Annotated in this window: 15 protein-coding genes; 12 read left to right on the forward strand and 3 right to left on the reverse strand. The window is 55.2% G+C overall.

The window, feature by feature from the left end; translation table 11 throughout:
- The first annotated feature begins 11 nt into the window (after nucleotides 1–11).
- The 4 genes from grxC (at nucleotide 12) to cysE (ending at nucleotide 2,678) form a co-directional block, all read left to right on the forward strand.
- Nucleotides 12–263, forward strand: a complete 252-nt coding sequence (gene grxC / locus IM290_RS06140; protein WP_003860837.1) for a glutaredoxin 3 — start codon at nucleotides 12–14, stop codon at nucleotides 261–263.
- A 31-nt stretch (nucleotides 264–294) separates the two neighbouring features.
- Nucleotides 295–762, forward strand: a complete 468-nt coding sequence (secB, locus tag IM290_RS06145) for a protein-export chaperone SecB (protein ID WP_014168079.1) — start codon at nucleotides 295–297, stop codon at nucleotides 760–762.
- Nucleotides 762–1,781 (forward strand): NAD(P)H-dependent glycerol-3-phosphate dehydrogenase, encoded by a 1,020-nt coding sequence (gene gpsA, locus IM290_RS06150; RefSeq protein ID WP_193041782.1) that lies wholly within the window; start codon nucleotides 762–764, stop codon nucleotides 1,779–1,781. Before secB ends, gpsA begins: the two co-directional genes overlap by 1 nt.
- 75 nt (nucleotides 1,782–1,856) lie before the next feature.
- Nucleotides 1,857–2,678, forward strand: a complete 822-nt coding sequence (cysE, locus tag IM290_RS06155; protein ID WP_022646641.1) for a serine O-acetyltransferase — start codon at nucleotides 1,857–1,859, stop codon at nucleotides 2,676–2,678.
- A 54-nt stretch (nucleotides 2,679–2,732) separates the two neighbouring features.
- On the opposite strand, the gene ppiC is transcribed toward cysE, so the two are convergent.
- Nucleotides 2,733–3,014: a peptidylprolyl isomerase PpiC gene (gene ppiC / locus IM290_RS06160; RefSeq protein ID WP_006812396.1), complete on the reverse strand. Its 282-nt coding sequence runs from the start codon at nucleotides 3,012–3,014 to the stop codon at nucleotides 2,733–2,735.
- A gap of 85 nt (nucleotides 3,015–3,099) precedes the next feature.
- On the opposite strand from ppiC, the gene rep reads away from it, so the two are divergent.
- On the forward strand, nucleotides 3,100–5,124 hold the full coding sequence (gene rep, locus IM290_RS06165) for a DNA helicase Rep (RefSeq protein ID WP_015570023.1): 2,025 nt from the start codon (nucleotides 3,100–3,102) through the stop codon (nucleotides 5,122–5,124).
- Between the two features lie 51 nt (nucleotides 5,125–5,175).
- Here the strand turns inward: rep and gppA are convergent, their stop codons facing one another.
- Together gppA and rhlB are read right to left on the reverse strand one after the other, a co-directional pair.
- Nucleotides 5,176–6,660: a guanosine-5'-triphosphate,3'-diphosphate diphosphatase gene (gene gppA / locus IM290_RS06170; protein ID WP_017383602.1), complete on the reverse strand. Its 1,485-nt coding sequence runs from the start codon at nucleotides 6,658–6,660 to the stop codon at nucleotides 5,176–5,178.
- A gap of 5 nt (nucleotides 6,661–6,665) precedes the next feature.
- Nucleotides 6,666–7,934 carry an ATP-dependent RNA helicase RhlB gene (gene rhlB, locus IM290_RS06175; RefSeq protein WP_006812393.1) on the reverse strand — a complete coding sequence of 423 codons (1,269 nt, stop codon included), beginning with the start codon at nucleotides 7,932–7,934 and terminating at the stop codon, nucleotides 6,666–6,668.
- A 144-nt stretch (nucleotides 7,935–8,078) separates the two neighbouring features.
- Here rhlB and trxA point away from each other — a divergent pair, with 144 nt between their 5' ends.
- From trxA to rffC, 7 genes are all read left to right on the forward strand, one after another.
- A complete protein-coding gene (gene trxA / locus IM290_RS06180; protein ID WP_006812392.1) occupies nucleotides 8,079–8,408 on the forward strand; it encodes a thioredoxin TrxA in 330 nt (109 codons plus the stop codon).
- Nucleotides 8,409–8,749: 341 nt separating this feature from the next.
- Nucleotides 8,750–10,009 carry a transcription termination factor Rho gene (gene rho, locus IM290_RS06185; protein WP_001054528.1) on the forward strand — a complete coding sequence of 420 codons (1,260 nt, stop codon included), beginning with the start codon at nucleotides 8,750–8,752 and terminating at the stop codon, nucleotides 10,007–10,009.
- Nucleotides 10,010–10,251: 242 nt separating this feature from the next.
- Nucleotides 10,252–11,355, forward strand: coding sequence for a UDP-N-acetylglucosamine--undecaprenyl-phosphate N-acetylglucosaminephosphotransferase (gene wecA, locus IM290_RS06190; RefSeq protein WP_001050933.1), 1,104 nt, complete (start codon nucleotides 10,252–10,254; stop codon nucleotides 11,353–11,355).
- Between the two features lie 13 nt (nucleotides 11,356–11,368).
- The gene (wzzE, locus tag IM290_RS06195; RefSeq protein ID WP_017693953.1) at nucleotides 11,369–12,415 is read left to right on the forward strand and encodes an ECA polysaccharide chain length modulation protein; all 1,047 of its coding nucleotides are present in this window, start codon (nucleotides 11,369–11,371) and stop codon (nucleotides 12,413–12,415) included.
- A gap of 56 nt (nucleotides 12,416–12,471) precedes the next feature.
- Nucleotides 12,472–13,602 (forward strand): non-hydrolyzing UDP-N-acetylglucosamine 2-epimerase, encoded by a 1,131-nt coding sequence (gene wecB / locus IM290_RS06200; protein ID WP_193041783.1) that lies wholly within the window; start codon nucleotides 12,472–12,474, stop codon nucleotides 13,600–13,602.
- Nucleotides 13,599–14,861 (forward strand): UDP-N-acetyl-D-mannosamine dehydrogenase, encoded by a 1,263-nt coding sequence (gene wecC, locus IM290_RS06205; RefSeq protein WP_193041784.1) that lies wholly within the window; start codon nucleotides 13,599–13,601, stop codon nucleotides 14,859–14,861. The genes wecB and wecC overlap by 4 nt, the downstream gene beginning before the upstream one ends.
- The gene (rffC, locus tag IM290_RS06210; RefSeq protein ID WP_193041785.1) at nucleotides 14,858–15,535 is read left to right on the forward strand and encodes a dTDP-4-amino-4,6-dideoxy-D-galactose acyltransferase; all 678 of its coding nucleotides are present in this window, start codon (nucleotides 14,858–14,860) and stop codon (nucleotides 15,533–15,535) included. Before wecC ends, rffC begins: the two co-directional genes overlap by 4 nt.
- The last annotated feature ends 2 nt before the right edge of the window (nucleotides 15,536–15,537 follow it).

Genomic DNA, 15,537 nt, shown 5'->3' on the forward strand with positions numbered 1-15,537 from the left:
GGAGTTAAGTGATGGCCAATATTGAGATCTACACCAAAGCAACGTGCCCGTTCTGCCACCGAGCGAAAGCGCTGCTGTCCAGCAAAGGCGTAACGTTCAAGGAACTGCCGATCGATGGTGACGCGATTAAACGCGAAGAGATGATCCAACGCAGTGGTCGCACAACGGTTCCACAGATTTTTATTGATGCGCAGCACATTGGCGGCTGTGATGACTTGTATGCGCTCGACGCTCGTGGCGGACTCGATCCGCTGCTGAGCTAGAGACTTTAGGACAATTAAAAAGGGTTTTTCCATGTCAGAACAAAACAACACCGAGATGACTTTCCAGATCCAGCGCATCTACACCAAGGATGTCTCTTTCGAAGCGCCAAATGCGCCGCACGTTTTCCAGAAAGACTGGCAGCCAGAGGTTAAACTTGATCTGGATACCGCATCCACCCAACTGGCGGATGATGTGTATGAAGTCGTACTGCGTGTCACCGTGACCGCCTCTCTGGGCGAAGAAACCGCATTCCTGTGCGAAGTTCAGCAGGGCGGTATCTTCTCCATCGGCGGCATCGAAGGCAACCAGATGGCGCATTGCCTGGGTGCATACTGCCCGAACATCCTGTTCCCGTATGCCCGTGAATGCATCACCAGCCTGGTTTCTCGCGGTACATTCCCGCAACTGAACCTTGCGCCAGTAAACTTTGATGCGCTGTTCATGAACTATCTACAGCAGCAGGCTGGCGAAGGTACCGAACAACATCAGGATGCCTGATGAGCACTGTTAATGCGTCAATGACTGTGATCGGTGCCGGCTCTTACGGCACCGCTCTTGCCATCACCCTGGCAAGAAATGGTCACGACGTGGTCCTGTGGGGCCACGATCCAAAACATATCGCGACGTTGCAACACGACCGCTGCAATGTGGCGTTTCTCCCGGACGTTCCGTTCCCTGACTCCCTGTATCTGGAAAGCGACCTCGCGACCGCGCTGGCGGCCAGCCGCAATATTTTGATTGTGGTGCCAAGCCATGTGTTTGGCGAAGTCCTGCGTCAGATTAAGCCGCTGATGCCTGCGGATGCGCGTATTGTGTGGGCGACGAAGGGGCTGGAAGCGGAAACCGGACGTCTGTTGCAGGACGTTGCCCGCGAAGCGCTGGGAACAGCGATCCCGCTGGCGGTGATCTCCGGGCCGACGTTTGCCAAAGAGCTGGCTGCGGGCTTGCCGACGGCGATTTCGCTGGCGTCCACCGACCAGGCATTTTCCGACGATCTTCAGCAACTGCTGCACTGCGGCAAAAGCTTCCGCGTGTACAGCAACCCCGATTTTATCGGCGTGCAGCTGGGCGGCGCGGTGAAGAACGTCATTGCCATCGGGGCCGGGATGTCTGACGGCATCGGTTTCGGCGCGAATGCGCGTACTGCGCTGATCACTCGTGGCCTGACCGAAATGTCCCGCCTGGGCGAAGCGCTGGGTGCCGATCCGGCCACCTTTATGGGAATGGCAGGGCTGGGCGACCTGGTGCTGACCTGCACCGATAACCAGTCGCGTAACCGCCGCTTTGGCATGATGCTCGGACAGGGCAGCGATGTAAAAAGCGCGCAGGAGAAGATTGGTCAGGTGGTTGAAGGCTATCGCAATACCAAGGAAGTTCGCGAACTGGCGCACCGTTTCGGTGTCGAAATGCCAATAACCGAGGAAATTTATCAGGTATTGTATTGCGGAAAAAATGCGCGCGAGGCAGCATTGACCTTATTAGGTCGTGCGCGCAAGGACGAGCGCAGCAGCAATTAGCCGGGAAGTATCGTCACCTGAATGACCCAGCCAGCGCAGAACTGGCTGGTCATTAACTATCGTCTGGAGCAAGCAATGCCGTGTGAAGAACTGGATATCGTCTGGAATAATATTAAAGCCGAAGCCCGAGCGTTGGCCGACTGTGAGCCCATGCTGGCCAGTTTCTATCACGCGACGCTACTTAAGCACGAAAATCTCGGCAGCGCCCTGAGCTATATGCTCGCCAATAAACTGGCTTCCCCTATCATGCCTGCTATTGCCATTCGTGAGGTGGTAGAAGAGGCCTACGCCGCAGATCCGGAGATGATTGCTTCTGCCGCCTGCGACATCCAGGCCGTGCGCACGCGTGACCCGGCGGTGGATAAATACTCCACGCCGCTACTGTATCTCAAAGGTTTCCATGCTTTACAGGCGTACCGCATCGGCCACTGGTTATGGAATGAGGGACGCCGCGCGCTGGCCATCTTCCTGCAAAACCAGGTGTCCGTGACCTTCCAGGTCGATATTCACCCGGCGGCGAAAATTGGCCGCGGGATCATGCTCGATCACGCCACCGGCATTGTTGTTGGTGAAACGGCGGTGATCGAAGATGACGTGTCGATCCTGCAATCCGTTACGCTGGGCGGTACCGGTAAAACCAGCGGCGATCGCCATCCGAAAATTCGTGAAGGGGTGATGATCGGCGCGGGTGCTAAAATCCTCGGCAATATTGAAGTCGGACGCGGCGCGAAGATTGGCGCGGGGTCGGTTGTGCTCCAGCCTGTACCGCCGCACACCACCGCCGCTGGCGTCCCGGCGCGCATCGTCGGTAAGCCAGACAGCGATAAGCCGTCGATGGATATGGATCAGCACTTCAACGGTATCCATCACACCTTCGAATACGGCGACGGTATCTGAACGTCGGAACACCTAAATAAAAAAGCCCGGTGAGTCAATGCACCGGGCTTTTGATTAGTTGCGGTATAACACTTTGATAATGTGATAGCCGAACTGCGTATGCAGTGGGCCGGTTGGCTCCAGCACCGGGCAGGAGAAGACCACTTTATCAAACGCCGGGACCATCTGGCCCTGGCGGAACTCGCCTAAGTCACCACCGCGTTTGCCTGACGGGCAAATCGAGTGTTTCTTCGCCAGTTTGCCGAAGTCGGCGCCGTTTTTAATCTGTTCGAGCAGATCCTGTGCCAGTTTCTCTTCTTTAACAAGGATATGCAGTGCTGCTGCTGTTTTTGCCATGATCGTGCCTTGAGTCGACTAGTTTACGGTCGGTATACTACCACGCGTTTTTCCTCCTCTCCCGACTTTCATTGAGTGATCATTTATGCGTTTAAACCCCGGACAACAACAAGCTGTCGAATTCGTCACCGGACCCTGCCTGGTGCTGGCGGGAGCGGGATCCGGTAAAACACGCGTGATCACCAACAAAATCGCCCACTTAATTCGGGGTTGTGGATACCAGGCGCGCCATATCGCGGCGGTCACCTTTACCAACAAAGCGGCGCGTGAGATGAAAGAGCGCGTCGGCCAGACGCTGGGCCGTAAAGAGGCGCGCGGGCTGATGATCTCCACCTTCCACACGCTGGGTCTGGATATTATCAAGCGCGAATACGCGGCGTTGGGCATGAAGTCCAACTTTTCTCTCTTCGATGACACCGACCAGGTGGCGCTGCTTAAAGAGCTGACGGAAGGGCTGATCGAAGATGACAAAGTGCTGTTGCAACAGCTGATCTCGACGATCTCGAACTGGAAAAACGATCTGATGACGCCGGCCCAGGCAGCGGCAAGCGCCAAAGGCGAGCGCGACCGCATCTTTGCCCACTGCTACGGACTGTACGACGCGCATATGAAAGCCTGTAACGTCCTGGATTTCGACGATCTGATCCTGCTGCCGACGCTGCTGCTTCAGCGGAATGAAGAGGTACGCGAGCGCTGGCAGAACAAAATTCGTTACCTGCTGGTGGATGAATACCAGGATACCAACACCAGCCAGTACGAGCTGGTGAAGCTGCTGGTAGGGCAGCGTGCGCGCTTTACCGTCGTAGGCGATGACGATCAGTCGATTTACTCATGGCGTGGCGCGCGTCCGCAAAACCTGGTGCTACTGAGCAAAGACTTCCCGGCGTTGCAGGTGATTAAACTGGAGCAGAACTACCGTTCTTCCGGGCGTATCCTGAAGGCGGCGAACATCCTGATTGCCAATAACCCGCACGTCTTTGAGAAGCGCCTGTTCTCCGAACTGGGTTACGGCACCGAGCTGAAAGTGCTCAGCGCCAACAACGAGGAGCACGAAGCGGAGCGCGTAACGGGCGAGCTGATTGCCCATCACTTCGTCAACAAAACTGAATACAAGGATTACGCGATCCTCTATCGCGGAAACCACCAGTCGCGCGTCTTTGAAAAGATGCTGATGCAGAACCGCATCCCCTACAAAATCTCCGGCGGTACGTCGTTCTTTTCGCGTCCCGAAATCAAGGATCTGCTGGCCTATCTGCGCGTGCTGACCAACCCGGATGACGACAGCGCTTTCCTGCGCATCGTGAACACGCCGAAACGCGAGATTGGCTCTGCGACGCTGCAAAAACTGGGTGAATGGGCGATGACCCGCAACAAAAGCCTGTTCACCGCCAGCTTCGATATGGGGCTGAGCCAGACCCTGACCGGGCGCGGCTATGACGCCTTAACCCGCTTTACCCACTGGCTGGGTGAGGTACAGCGTCTGGCAGAGCGCGAGCCTGTGGCGGCAGTACGCGATCTGATCCACGGCATTGATTACGAATCCTGGTTGTATGAAACCTCTGCCAGCCCGAAAGCAGCCGAGATGCGGATGAAAAACGTTAACCAGCTCTTCAGCTGGATGACCGAAATGCTTGAAGGATCTGAGATTGACGAGCCCATGACCCTGACGCAGGTGGTCACCCGCTTCACGCTGCGCGATATGATGGAGCGCGGCGAAAGCGAAGAAGAGGCCGATCAGGTTCAGCTAATGACGTTACATGCCTCGAAAGGGCTGGAGTTCCCCTATGTCTATCTGGTGGGAATGGAAGAGGGCTTATTGCCGCACCAGAGCAGCATTGATGAAGATAACGTCGACGAAGAGCGCCGTCTGGCCTACGTGGGGATCACACGTGCGCAGAAAGAGCTGACGTTTACGCTGTGCAAAGAGCGCCGTCAGTATGGTGAGCTGGTGCGCCCGGAGCCGAGCCGTTTTCTGCTGGAGTTGCCTCAGGACGATCTTATCTGGGAGCAGGAGCGTAAAGTCATTACCGCTGAAGAGCGTATGCACAAAGGGCAGGCAAACGTGGCAAACATTCGCGCGATGCTGGCAAAAGCCAAAGAGAAGGGATAACTATTTGCAGGCCGGGTAAGGCGAAGCCGCCACCCGGCACGCTTCAAAGGGTCACTTCACATCAAGCGCCCAGTGCACATAGCTCTGCCACTGGTACTCCTGCTCAATCAGTTCCGCCCCAAGCGGATGATCCTCAAGCCAGTTTTCCGGTAGCGTCAGCGTCAGTTTCTCATCGTCTGCCGCCAGCGTAATGGCTGGCAGCAAATCATCACGACGCCGGCTGGCAAACAGGATCGCCAGGCGAAGCAGACGACACAGATGCTCCGCCACGCGCGGCGGTACAGCGTTCTGCTGGTGAAGGGAAGAGAGATCGACGGCGTTAGTCTGATTTAGCAGCAGGGTGGCCAGCAGCTTCTTCTGGGCGGGCGTATAGCCCGGTAAATCGAGATTACGCACCAGCCAGGCCGCGTGCAGCGGTGCCTGCTTGTACTCCACGCTAAGACCAATTTCATGTAGCGCACAGGCGCTTAGCAGCAGATCGCGGCTTAACGGTTCAATATCCCAGCTTTTTTTCACCTGATCGGCAAACAGTGACGCCAGTTGACTCACTCTGTGTGCCTGGTCGATATCAACAATAAAGCGGCGCTGAACGTTACGCAGCGTACGGCTACGGATGTCCTGATCGACCGACTGGTGCAGCATTCCGTAGACCAGACCTTCGCGCAGCGCACCGCCTGCCAGGGTCATACACTGGATATTCAGTTCAGTAAAAATGGCGATCAGAATGGCGAGCCCACTGGGGAAAACCAGCGCGCGTTCGAGCGTCAGCCCTTCTATTTCAAGCTCTTCCAGACGACCACACTGGATGGCGCGCTGTTTAAGCTGCTGGAGTTTGGCAAGCGTGATCCGCTCGTCCATTCCCTGTGCCATCATGATTTCCTGCAACGCCTGAACGGTTCCGGACGCGCCGACACACACTTTCCAGCCGTGATAGCGCAGTTCGTCCATAACCGGGCGCAGGACCGCACGCGCCGCGTTTTCCGCCTCGTCAAAATTCTCTTTGGCAAGGTTTCGATCGGTAAAGTAGCGTTCCAGCCAGGTCACACAGCCCATCGACAGGCTGAAGAGCGACGTCGCCTGCGCGCCTGTGCCCGTGACCAGTTCGGTACTGGCGCCACCGATATCGACCACCAGACGACGATCGTCGCCGCCGGTCGTATGCGCCACACCCTGATAAATCAGACGCGCTTCTTCTTCACCGCTGATGACCTGCACCGGACAGCCCAGAATTTCCTGTGCTCTGGCAATGAAATCGCCAGCGTTAACCGCCAGACGAAGGGTCGCCGTGGCAACAACGCGAATTTGACTGAGCGGGATATCCTGCAAACGTTCTGCAAACAGACGCAGACACTGCCAGCCACGTTCCATGGCTTCCGGGGAGAGGTGATTATCGCTGCTCAGGCCCGCCGCGAGGCGGACCTTGCGCTTAATGCGCGTCAGCGTTTGTATGCTTCCCGCCACCTCGCGCACAACCAGCATATGAAAACTATTCGAACCGAGATCAATTGCCGCATAAAGCGAGGTGGAGCTGAGCATATTTTTTAACCTGAACGACGACGATTACGCGGTGCACCGCCGGAACGACGCGGACCATTGCCGGAGCGTGGACGGGTAAGGCGCTTAGGTGGCGGCAGTTCGCTCAACAGCGCGTCCGGATTGTATTTGCTCTGTGGAATAGAGTGACCGATGTAGGTCTCAATGGCCGGAAGATTCAGCGCATACTCTTCACACGCAAGGCTGATGGAGTGACCGCTTGCGCCGGCACGACCGGTACGTCCGATACGGTGTACATAGTCTTCACAGTCATCTGGCAGGTCATAGTTAAAGACGTGCGTCACGGCTGGAATGTGCAGGCCACGGGCCGCCACGTCGGTCGCGACCAGAATATCAAGGTCGCCACGAGTAAATTCGTCGAGAATGCGCAGGCGTTTTTTCTGCGCCACGTCGCCGGTCAGCAGGCCCACACGGTGCCCATCTGCCGCCAGGTGACCCCAGATATCTTCACAGCGGTGTTTGGTGTTCGCGAAGATAATCGCGCGATCCGGCCACTCTTCTTCGATCAGGGTTTGCAGCAGGCGCATTTTCTCTTCATTAGAAGGATAGAAGAGCTCTTCTTTAATGCGGTGCCCGGTTTTCTGCTCCGGTTCTACTTCCACATATTCCGCATTGTTCATCTGCTCGAATGCGAGTTCACGTACGCGGTATGACAGGGTAGCGGAGAACAGCATGTTCAGACGCTGGTTTGCCGCAGGCATACGGCGGAACAGCCAGCGGATGTCTTTAATGAAGCCCAGATCGTACATGCGGTCTGCTTCATCCAGCACCACGACCTGGATTGCGCCGAGGTTGATATGGTTCTGTTTGGCGTAGTCGATAAGACGGCCGGTGGTCCCAATCAGGATATCGACGCCGCTTTCCAGCACTTTCAGCTGTTTATCGTAGCCGTCGCCGCCATAGGCCAGGCCAAGTTTCAGGCCGGTGGCTTGCGCCAGGGGCTCAGCGTCTGCGTGGATCTGTACCGCCAGTTCTCGCGTCGGGGCCATAATTAGCGCGCGCGGCTGGTTAACTTTGCGGTCTGCAATCGCCGGGTGAGAAAGTAAATAATGAAACGTTGACGTTAAAAACGCCATCGTTTTGCCAGTACCGGTTTGCGCCTGCCCTGCAACGTCGCGACCGGCCAGCGTCAGCGGCAGGGCGAGAGCCTGAATGGGCGTGCAGTTATGAAACCCTTTAGTTTCAAGGGCTTCGATCACCTTTGGGTGCAGGGCGAAGTCGGAAAACTTCTGTTCTGTTAAATGTGTTTTGCTCATAGTGTGGTAGAATATCAGCTTACTATTGCTTTACGAAAGCGTATCCGGTGAAATAAAGTCAACCTTTAGTTGGTTAATGCGACATCAACACGTCGTTGGTGGAGACAAAACCAACGTACCAGGCTTATTCCTGTGGAGTTATATATGAGCGATAAAATTATTCACCTGACTGACGACAGTTTTGACACGGACGTACTTAAAGCTGACGGGCTGATCCTCGTTGATTTCTGGGCTGAATGGTGTGGTCCTTGCAAAATGATCGCTCCGATTCTGGATGAAATCGCTGACGAATATCAGGGCAAACTGACCGTTGCCAAGCTGAACATCGACCAGAACCCGGGCACCGCGCCAAAATACGGTATCCGTGGCATCCCGACCCTGCTGCTGTTCAAGAACGGTGACGTGGCGGCGACCAAAGTGGGCGCACTGTCCAAAGGTCAACTGAAAGAGTTCCTGGACGCTAACCTGGCGTAAGGTTTCTCAGCTGAGCGTCCAGAACGCCTAATTAACGGCGAGCTCTGGACGCCCGGCTTTAGTCGTGCTAAGTTAGCTATGACTACGTTTTAAACATATCTTGTTGTTTGAATCTTGTTTTACCCGATACTTCCCGTTGTTAACTTAAACAGTGCGTGAAGTTGCTAGATTCCGGGCTTGTCACTCAATCCGTCTTGTCGTTTCAGTTCTGCGTTCTTTCCCTGTGACCAGACAGCGAACAGACATGAGGTGATGGCCGCTAAACAGGCATGGATGACCCTGCCATACCATTCACAACATTAAGTTCGAGAATCACCCCGAGTTTAAGAACCCACACCATTATGAATCTTACCGAATTAAAGAATACGCCGGTTTCTGAGCTGATCACTCTCGGCGAAAATATGGGACTGGAAAACCAGGCTCGTATGCGCAAGCAGGACATCATTTTCGCCATCCTGAAGCAGCACGCTAAGAGTGGCGAAGATATCTTTGGCGACGGTGTGCTGGAGATACTGCAAGACGGATTTGGTTTCCTCCGCTCCGCAGACAGCTCCTACCTCGCCGGCCCTGACGACATCTACGTATCCCCTAGCCAAATCCGCCGTTTCAACCTCCGCACTGGTGACACCATTTCAGGTAAGATTCGTCCTCCAAAAGAGGGTGAACGCTACTTTGCGCTGTTGAAGGTTAACGAAGTTAACTACGACAAACCGGAAAACTCCCGCAATAAGATCCTGTTCGAGAACTTAACGCCGCTGCACGCTAACTCTCGTCTGCGCATGGAGCGTGGTAACGGGTCTACTGAAGACTTAACCGCTCGTGTGCTGGATCTGGCATCGCCAATTGGTCGTGGCCAGCGTGGTCTGATTGTGGCGCCGCCAAAAGCCGGTAAAACCATGCTGCTGCAAAACATCGCGCAGAGCATTGCTTACAACCATCCAGACTGTGTGCTGATGGTGCTGCTGATTGACGAACGTCCGGAAGAAGTAACCGAGATGCAGCGTCTGGTGAAAGGGGAAGTGGTTGCGTCTACCTTCGACGAGCCTGCTTCTCGCCACGTTCAGGTTGCGGAAATGGTCATCGAGAAGGCGAAACGCCTGGTTGAGCACAAGAAAGACGTGATCATCCTGCTCGACTCCATTACCCGTCTGGCGCGTGCCTACAACACCGTGGTGCCGGCTTCCGGTAAAGTACTGACCGGTGGTGTGGATGCTAACGCCCTGCATCGTCCGAAGCGTTTCTTCGGTGCGGCGCGTAACGTGGAAGAGGGCGGTAGCCTGACCATTATCGCGACGGCGCTGATCGATACCGGCTCCAAAATGGACGAAGTTATCTACGAAGAGTTTAAAGGTACAGGCAACATGGAACTGCACCTTTCTCGTAAAATCGCAGAAAAACGCGTCTTCCCGGCGATCGACTACAACCGTTCCGGTACCCGTAAAGAAGAGCTGCTTACCACTCAGGAAGAGCTTCAGAAAATGTGGATCCTGCGCAAAATCATCCATCCAATGGGCGAAATCGACGCAATGGAATTCCTCATTAACAAACTGGCGATGACCAAAACGAACGACGATTTCTTCGACATGATGAAACGCTCGTAACGCAAATAATCCCAGTAAACGCCACGTTTTTACGTGGCGTTTTTTATTTATGGACTATACGCTATTACCACACACTCCCAATTTAGACCTGTCGGTGCGACAATAAGAAGGTTTGCACAGTCAAAGAAATAATTGATTGAAAAACATACAAAGGGAGTTGTGATGAGCCATCTTTAATCCTTCTGAGGCAGAGGCTTCATGGTTATACTTCCGGGACTAACATTTGTTGAGAGCAATCCATTGTGAATCTACTCACTGCTGTAACTGAGCTGATCAGTATTTTTTTATTCACAACCTGTTTTTTGTTCATTGCGCGCAAGGTAGCAAAAAGAATTGGGTTAGTGGACAAACCGAACTTCCGTAAACGTCATCAGGGGCTTATTCCACTGGTGGGCGGCATTTCGGTATACGCAGGCATCTGTTTCACATTCGGGATCGCGGATTACTATATCCCCCATGCCGCACTCTACCTGGCATGTGCCGGTGTGCTGGTACTGGTCGGCGCCCTTGATGATCGTTTTGATATCAGCGTGAAGTTCCGCGCGACGGTACAGGCGGCCATTGGCATCATTATGATGGTGGTAGGCGGCCTCTATCTAAGAAGCCTGGGCTACGTGTTTGGTCCCTGGGAGCTGGTGCTTGGGCCATTTGGCTTCTTCCTGACGTTGTTTGCCGTGTGGGCGGCTATCAACGCCTTTAACATGGTTGACGGTATAGACGGTCTGCTTGGTGGGCTGTCCTCTGTTTCGTTTGGCGCTATCGGCATCATCTTATGGTTTGACGGCCAGTACAGCCTGTCAATGTGGTGCTTTGCCATGATTGCCGCCATCCTGCCTTACATCTGCCTGAATCTGGGTGTGTTAGGGCGTCGCTATAAAGTCTTTATGGGCGATGCGGGCAGTACCCTGATTGGCTTTACGGTTATCTGGGTCCTGCTGGAAACCACGCAGGGTAAAACGCACCCTATCAGCCCGGTAACGGCTCTCTGGATTATCGCCATCCCGCTGATGGACATGGTCGCTATAATGTACCGCCGTCTGCGTAAAGGGATGAGCCCGTTTTCTCCCGATCGGCAGCATATTCATCACCTGATTATGCGCGCCGGCTTCACGTCTCGTCAGGCATTTGTGTTGATTACGCTTGCGGCTGCTATTCTGGCTGCGATTGGCGTAGCCGCGGAATACGCACATTTCATTCCTGAATGGGTAATGTTGGTATTATTCTTGCTAGCATTTTTCATGTACGGTTACTGCATCAAGCGTGCATGGAAAGTCGCGCGTTTTATTAAACGTTTAAAACGCAGGATGCGTCGGAACAGTGGCAAAAACACAACATTAACTAAGTAAAACCGGGACTATGATGACTCAACCGTTGGCGGGAGCGAAATCAGTGGGCACTGAGAACGAGCTGGATATTCGTGGTTTGTTTCGCGTGTTATGGCAGGGCAAACTGTGGATTGTGGGGATTGCCCTGGGGTTCGCGCTGTTAGCGCTTGCCTACACCTTCTTTGCAAAACAAGAGTGGAGCGCCACGGCGATCACAGACCGACCAACGGTGAATATGCTTGGAGGCTACTACTCCCAGCAGCAATTCCTGCGTAATCTTGATATCAAGGCCAATCTGGCGACCCCGGATCAGGCTTCGGTGATGGATGAATCCTACAAAGAGTTTGTGATGCAGCTGGCGTCGTGGGATACACGTCGCGATTTCTGGTCCCAGACGGACTACTACAAGCAGCGCATGGTCGGTAACAGCAAAGCGGATGCCGCGCTGCTGGATGACCTGATTAATAACATTCAGTTTATGCCTGGCGATGTGCTCCGTAACGTTAGCGACAGCGTGAAGCTGATTGCGGAAACGGCGCCGGACGCCAATAACCTGTTGCGTCAGTACGTTGCTTTTGCCAGCCAGCGCGCGGCCAGTCATCTGAATGACGAGCTGAAAGGCGCCTGGGCTGCGCGTACTATTCAGATGAAAGCGCAGGTCAAACGTCAGGAAGAGGTCGCTAAGGCTATCTTCGCCCGTCGCGTACATAATATTGAGCAGGCGCTGAAGATTGCGGAACAGCACAATATTTCCCGTAGCGAAACGGATGTTCCGGCTGACGAACTCCCGGATTCAGAAATGTTCCTTCTTGGTCGCCCAATGCTTCAGGCACGTCTGGAAAATATCCAGGCCGTTGGCCCTGACTTTGACCTTGATTACGACCAAAACCGCGCCATGCTCAATACGCTCAACGTCGGTCCAACGCTGGACCCGCGTTTTCAGACCTATCGTTATTTAAGAACGCCTGAAGAGCCTGTAAAACGCGATAGTCCGCGTCGCGCATTCCTGATGATCATGTGGGGGATTGTGGGCGCACTGACTGGCGCTGGCGTAGCGTTATTGCGTCGCCGCACAAACTAAGAACGCCGTCTACGATGAAGGCTGCGGCCTTCATCGTCTAATCGAAGAGAATCGATGTGAAAGTACTAACCGTATTTGGCACCAGGCCGGAGGCCATCAAGATGGCGCCTCTGGTTCATGCGCTAGCCAGAGATCCTGATATTGAAGCGAAAGTGTGCGTGACTGCCCAGCACCGTGAGATGCTCGATCAGGTCTTAACCCTCTTTTCTATCGTCCCGGATTACGATCTCAATATAATGAAACCGGGACAGGGACTGACGGAAATCACCTGCCGTATTCTGCAAGAATTAAAGCCTATTCTGGAGTCGTTCAAGCCGGATGTGGTGCTGGTGCACGGCGACACCACCACCACCGTGGCGACCAGCCTGGCCGCGTTCTATCAGCGTATCCCCGTTGGTCATATTGAAGCGGGTCTGCGTACCGGCAATCTCTATTCCCCGTGGCCGGAAGAGGCCAACCGTACGCTCACCGGTCACCTGGCGATGTACCATTTTGCGCCAACCGAGAACTCACGTCAGAACCTGCTGCGCGAAAATATCAGCGACAACAAGATCTTCGTCACCGGCAATACGGTCATTGATGCGCTGATTTGGGTGCGTGACCGCGTGCTGGCTAACAGCGAGCTTCAGGCAGAACTTGCTGCGCGCTATCCGTTCCTGAACAACGGCAAGAAAACGATTCTGGTGACGGGCCACCGCCGCGAAAGCTTTGGCCGTGGCTTTGAGCAAATTTGCCACGCGCTGGCTGAAATCGCCGCGCAGAACGAGGATGTGCAGATTGTCTATCCGGTGCACCTCAACCCGAACGTCAGCGAACCGGTCAACCGTATCCTGGGCCACGTGGAAAACGTGCTCCTGATCGAGCCGCAGGACTATTTGCCATTTGTCTGGCTGATGAACCACGCCTGGCTGATCCTGACCGATTCTGGCGGCATTCAGGAAGAGGCGCCTTCACTCGGTAAGCCGGTACTGGTGATGCGTGAAACCACCGAACGCCCGGAAGCGGTTACTGCCGGTACCGTGCGTCTGGTGGGAACGGATCCGCGTCGTATTGTCGAAGAGGTCACGCGCTTACTGCATGACGATGAAGAGTATCAGGCGATGAGCCGGGCCCACAATCCGTACGGTGATGGGCAGGCTTGTGGTCGTATTTTGCACGCACTTAAACACAATCGGGTAACGCTATGAGTTTTTCTACCATCTCTGTTGTTGGTCTTGGCTATATCGGGCTGCCTACTGCGGCGGCCTTTGCCTCTCGTCAAAAGCAGGTCGTTGGCGTAGATATCAACGCGCACGCGGTGGAAACCATCAACCGTGGCGAAATTCATATCGTGGAGCCCGATCTCGATCGTGTGGTGAAAATGGCGGTGGACGGTGGCTTCCTGCGCGCCAGCACCACGCCGGTAGAAGCCGATGCGTACCTGATTGCGGTTCCAACGCCCTTTAAAGGCGATCATGAGCCTGACATGGTTTACGTCGAGGCGGCGGCAAAATCCATTGCGCCTGTGCTGAAGAAAGGGGCGCTGGTTATTCTTGAGTCCACTTCACCTGTTGGGGCTACCGAGCAGATGGCGCAGTGGCTGGCCGAGGCGCGTCCCGATCTCAGCTTCCCGCAGCAGGCGGGCGACCAGGCCGATATCAATATCGCCTACTGTCCTGAGCGCGTACTGCCAGGCCAGGTGATGGTGGAACTGATTAAAAACGACCGCGTGATTGGCGGCATGACGCCAGTCTGCTCCGCGCGCGCCAGCGAGCTGTATAAAATTTTCCTTGAAGGCGAATGTGTGGTGACCAACTCCCGCACCGCCGAGATGTGCAAACTGACCGAAAATAGCTTCCGCGACGTTAACATCGCGTTTGCGAATGAACTGTCGTTGATTTGCGCCGATCAGGGGATTAACGTCTGGGAACTTATTCGTCTTGCCAACCGTCACCCCCGCGTGAACATCCTTCAGCCGGGGCCGGGCGTGGGTGGGCACTGCATCGCGGTCGATCCGTGGTTTATCGTGGCGCAGAACCCGGAACAGGCACGCCTGATTCGCACCGCGCGCGAAGTAAACGACCACAAACCGCACTGGGTTATCAACCAGGTCAAAGCCACGGTCGCGGATTGCCTGGCCGACAGCGGCAAACGCGCCAGTGAGCTGAAAATTGCCTGCTTTGGTCTGGCATTCAAACCGAATATTGACGATCTGCGCGAAAGCCCGGCGATGGAAATTGCCGAAATGATCGCTGCCTGGCACAGCGGTGAAACGCTGGTGGTTGAGCCGAATATTCATGCGCTGCCGGCAAAACTTGCCGGTCACTGCACCCTTACCGCCCTGGATGACGCGCTGGCGACGGCGGATGTGCTGGTGCTGCTGGTGGATCACAATGCGTTCAAAGCGGTTTCCGGTGATGCCGTACGTCAGCAGTATGTTGTTGATACCAAAGGCGTGTGGCGTTGAGTATCCTCAACGGCGTGCTGGAGTCCCTTGAGTGGGAAAGCGCATTCTTTGCGCGTCCCTCAGCGATAGTGCGTCTGCACGACAAAGCCCCTGCGTTGCAGGAAGCAGACTTCAGCGCCTGGCAGCGCGTACAGGCTAAGATCCCGGCGGACCGCGCCGATCTGCTGGACGCCCTCCAGCAGCACGGATTCCGGCTGGTCGAGGGTGAGGTTGATCTCTCTGTTACCGTGGCTCTCCACGCCTCACCGGGCGCGGAAATTGCAACGGAGCAGGATATCCCCGCGCTGCGCAAGATGGCGGCGCTGGCCTTCGCTCAGAGCCGTTTCCGGGCGCCCTGGTATGCGCCCGATGACAGCGGCCGCTTTTATGCCCAGTGGATAGAGAATGCGGTCAAAGGCACGTTTGACCACGTCTGTCTGGTGTTCCGTACTGCCGGGGGGCAGATTCAGGGTTTTGTTTCGCTTCGCAGGCTCAACGAGCACGAGGCGCGCATCGGTTTGTTAGCCGGGCGCGGCATGGGCGAGAAACTCATGCAGGCGGCGCTGCACTGGGCGGAGCAACAACAGGTATCGACGCTGCGGGTCGCAACCCAGATGGGCAACACCGCTGCGCTTAAACGTTATATTGCGAGTGGTGCCGGCATCGACGCCACCGCCTACTGGTTATACAGGTGACA

The sequence above is a fragment of the Enterobacter cloacae complex sp. S1 genome (genome assembly GCF_014930525.1).
Taxonomy (GTDB): domain Bacteria; phylum Pseudomonadota; class Gammaproteobacteria; order Enterobacterales; family Enterobacteriaceae; genus Enterobacter; species Enterobacter hormaechei_C.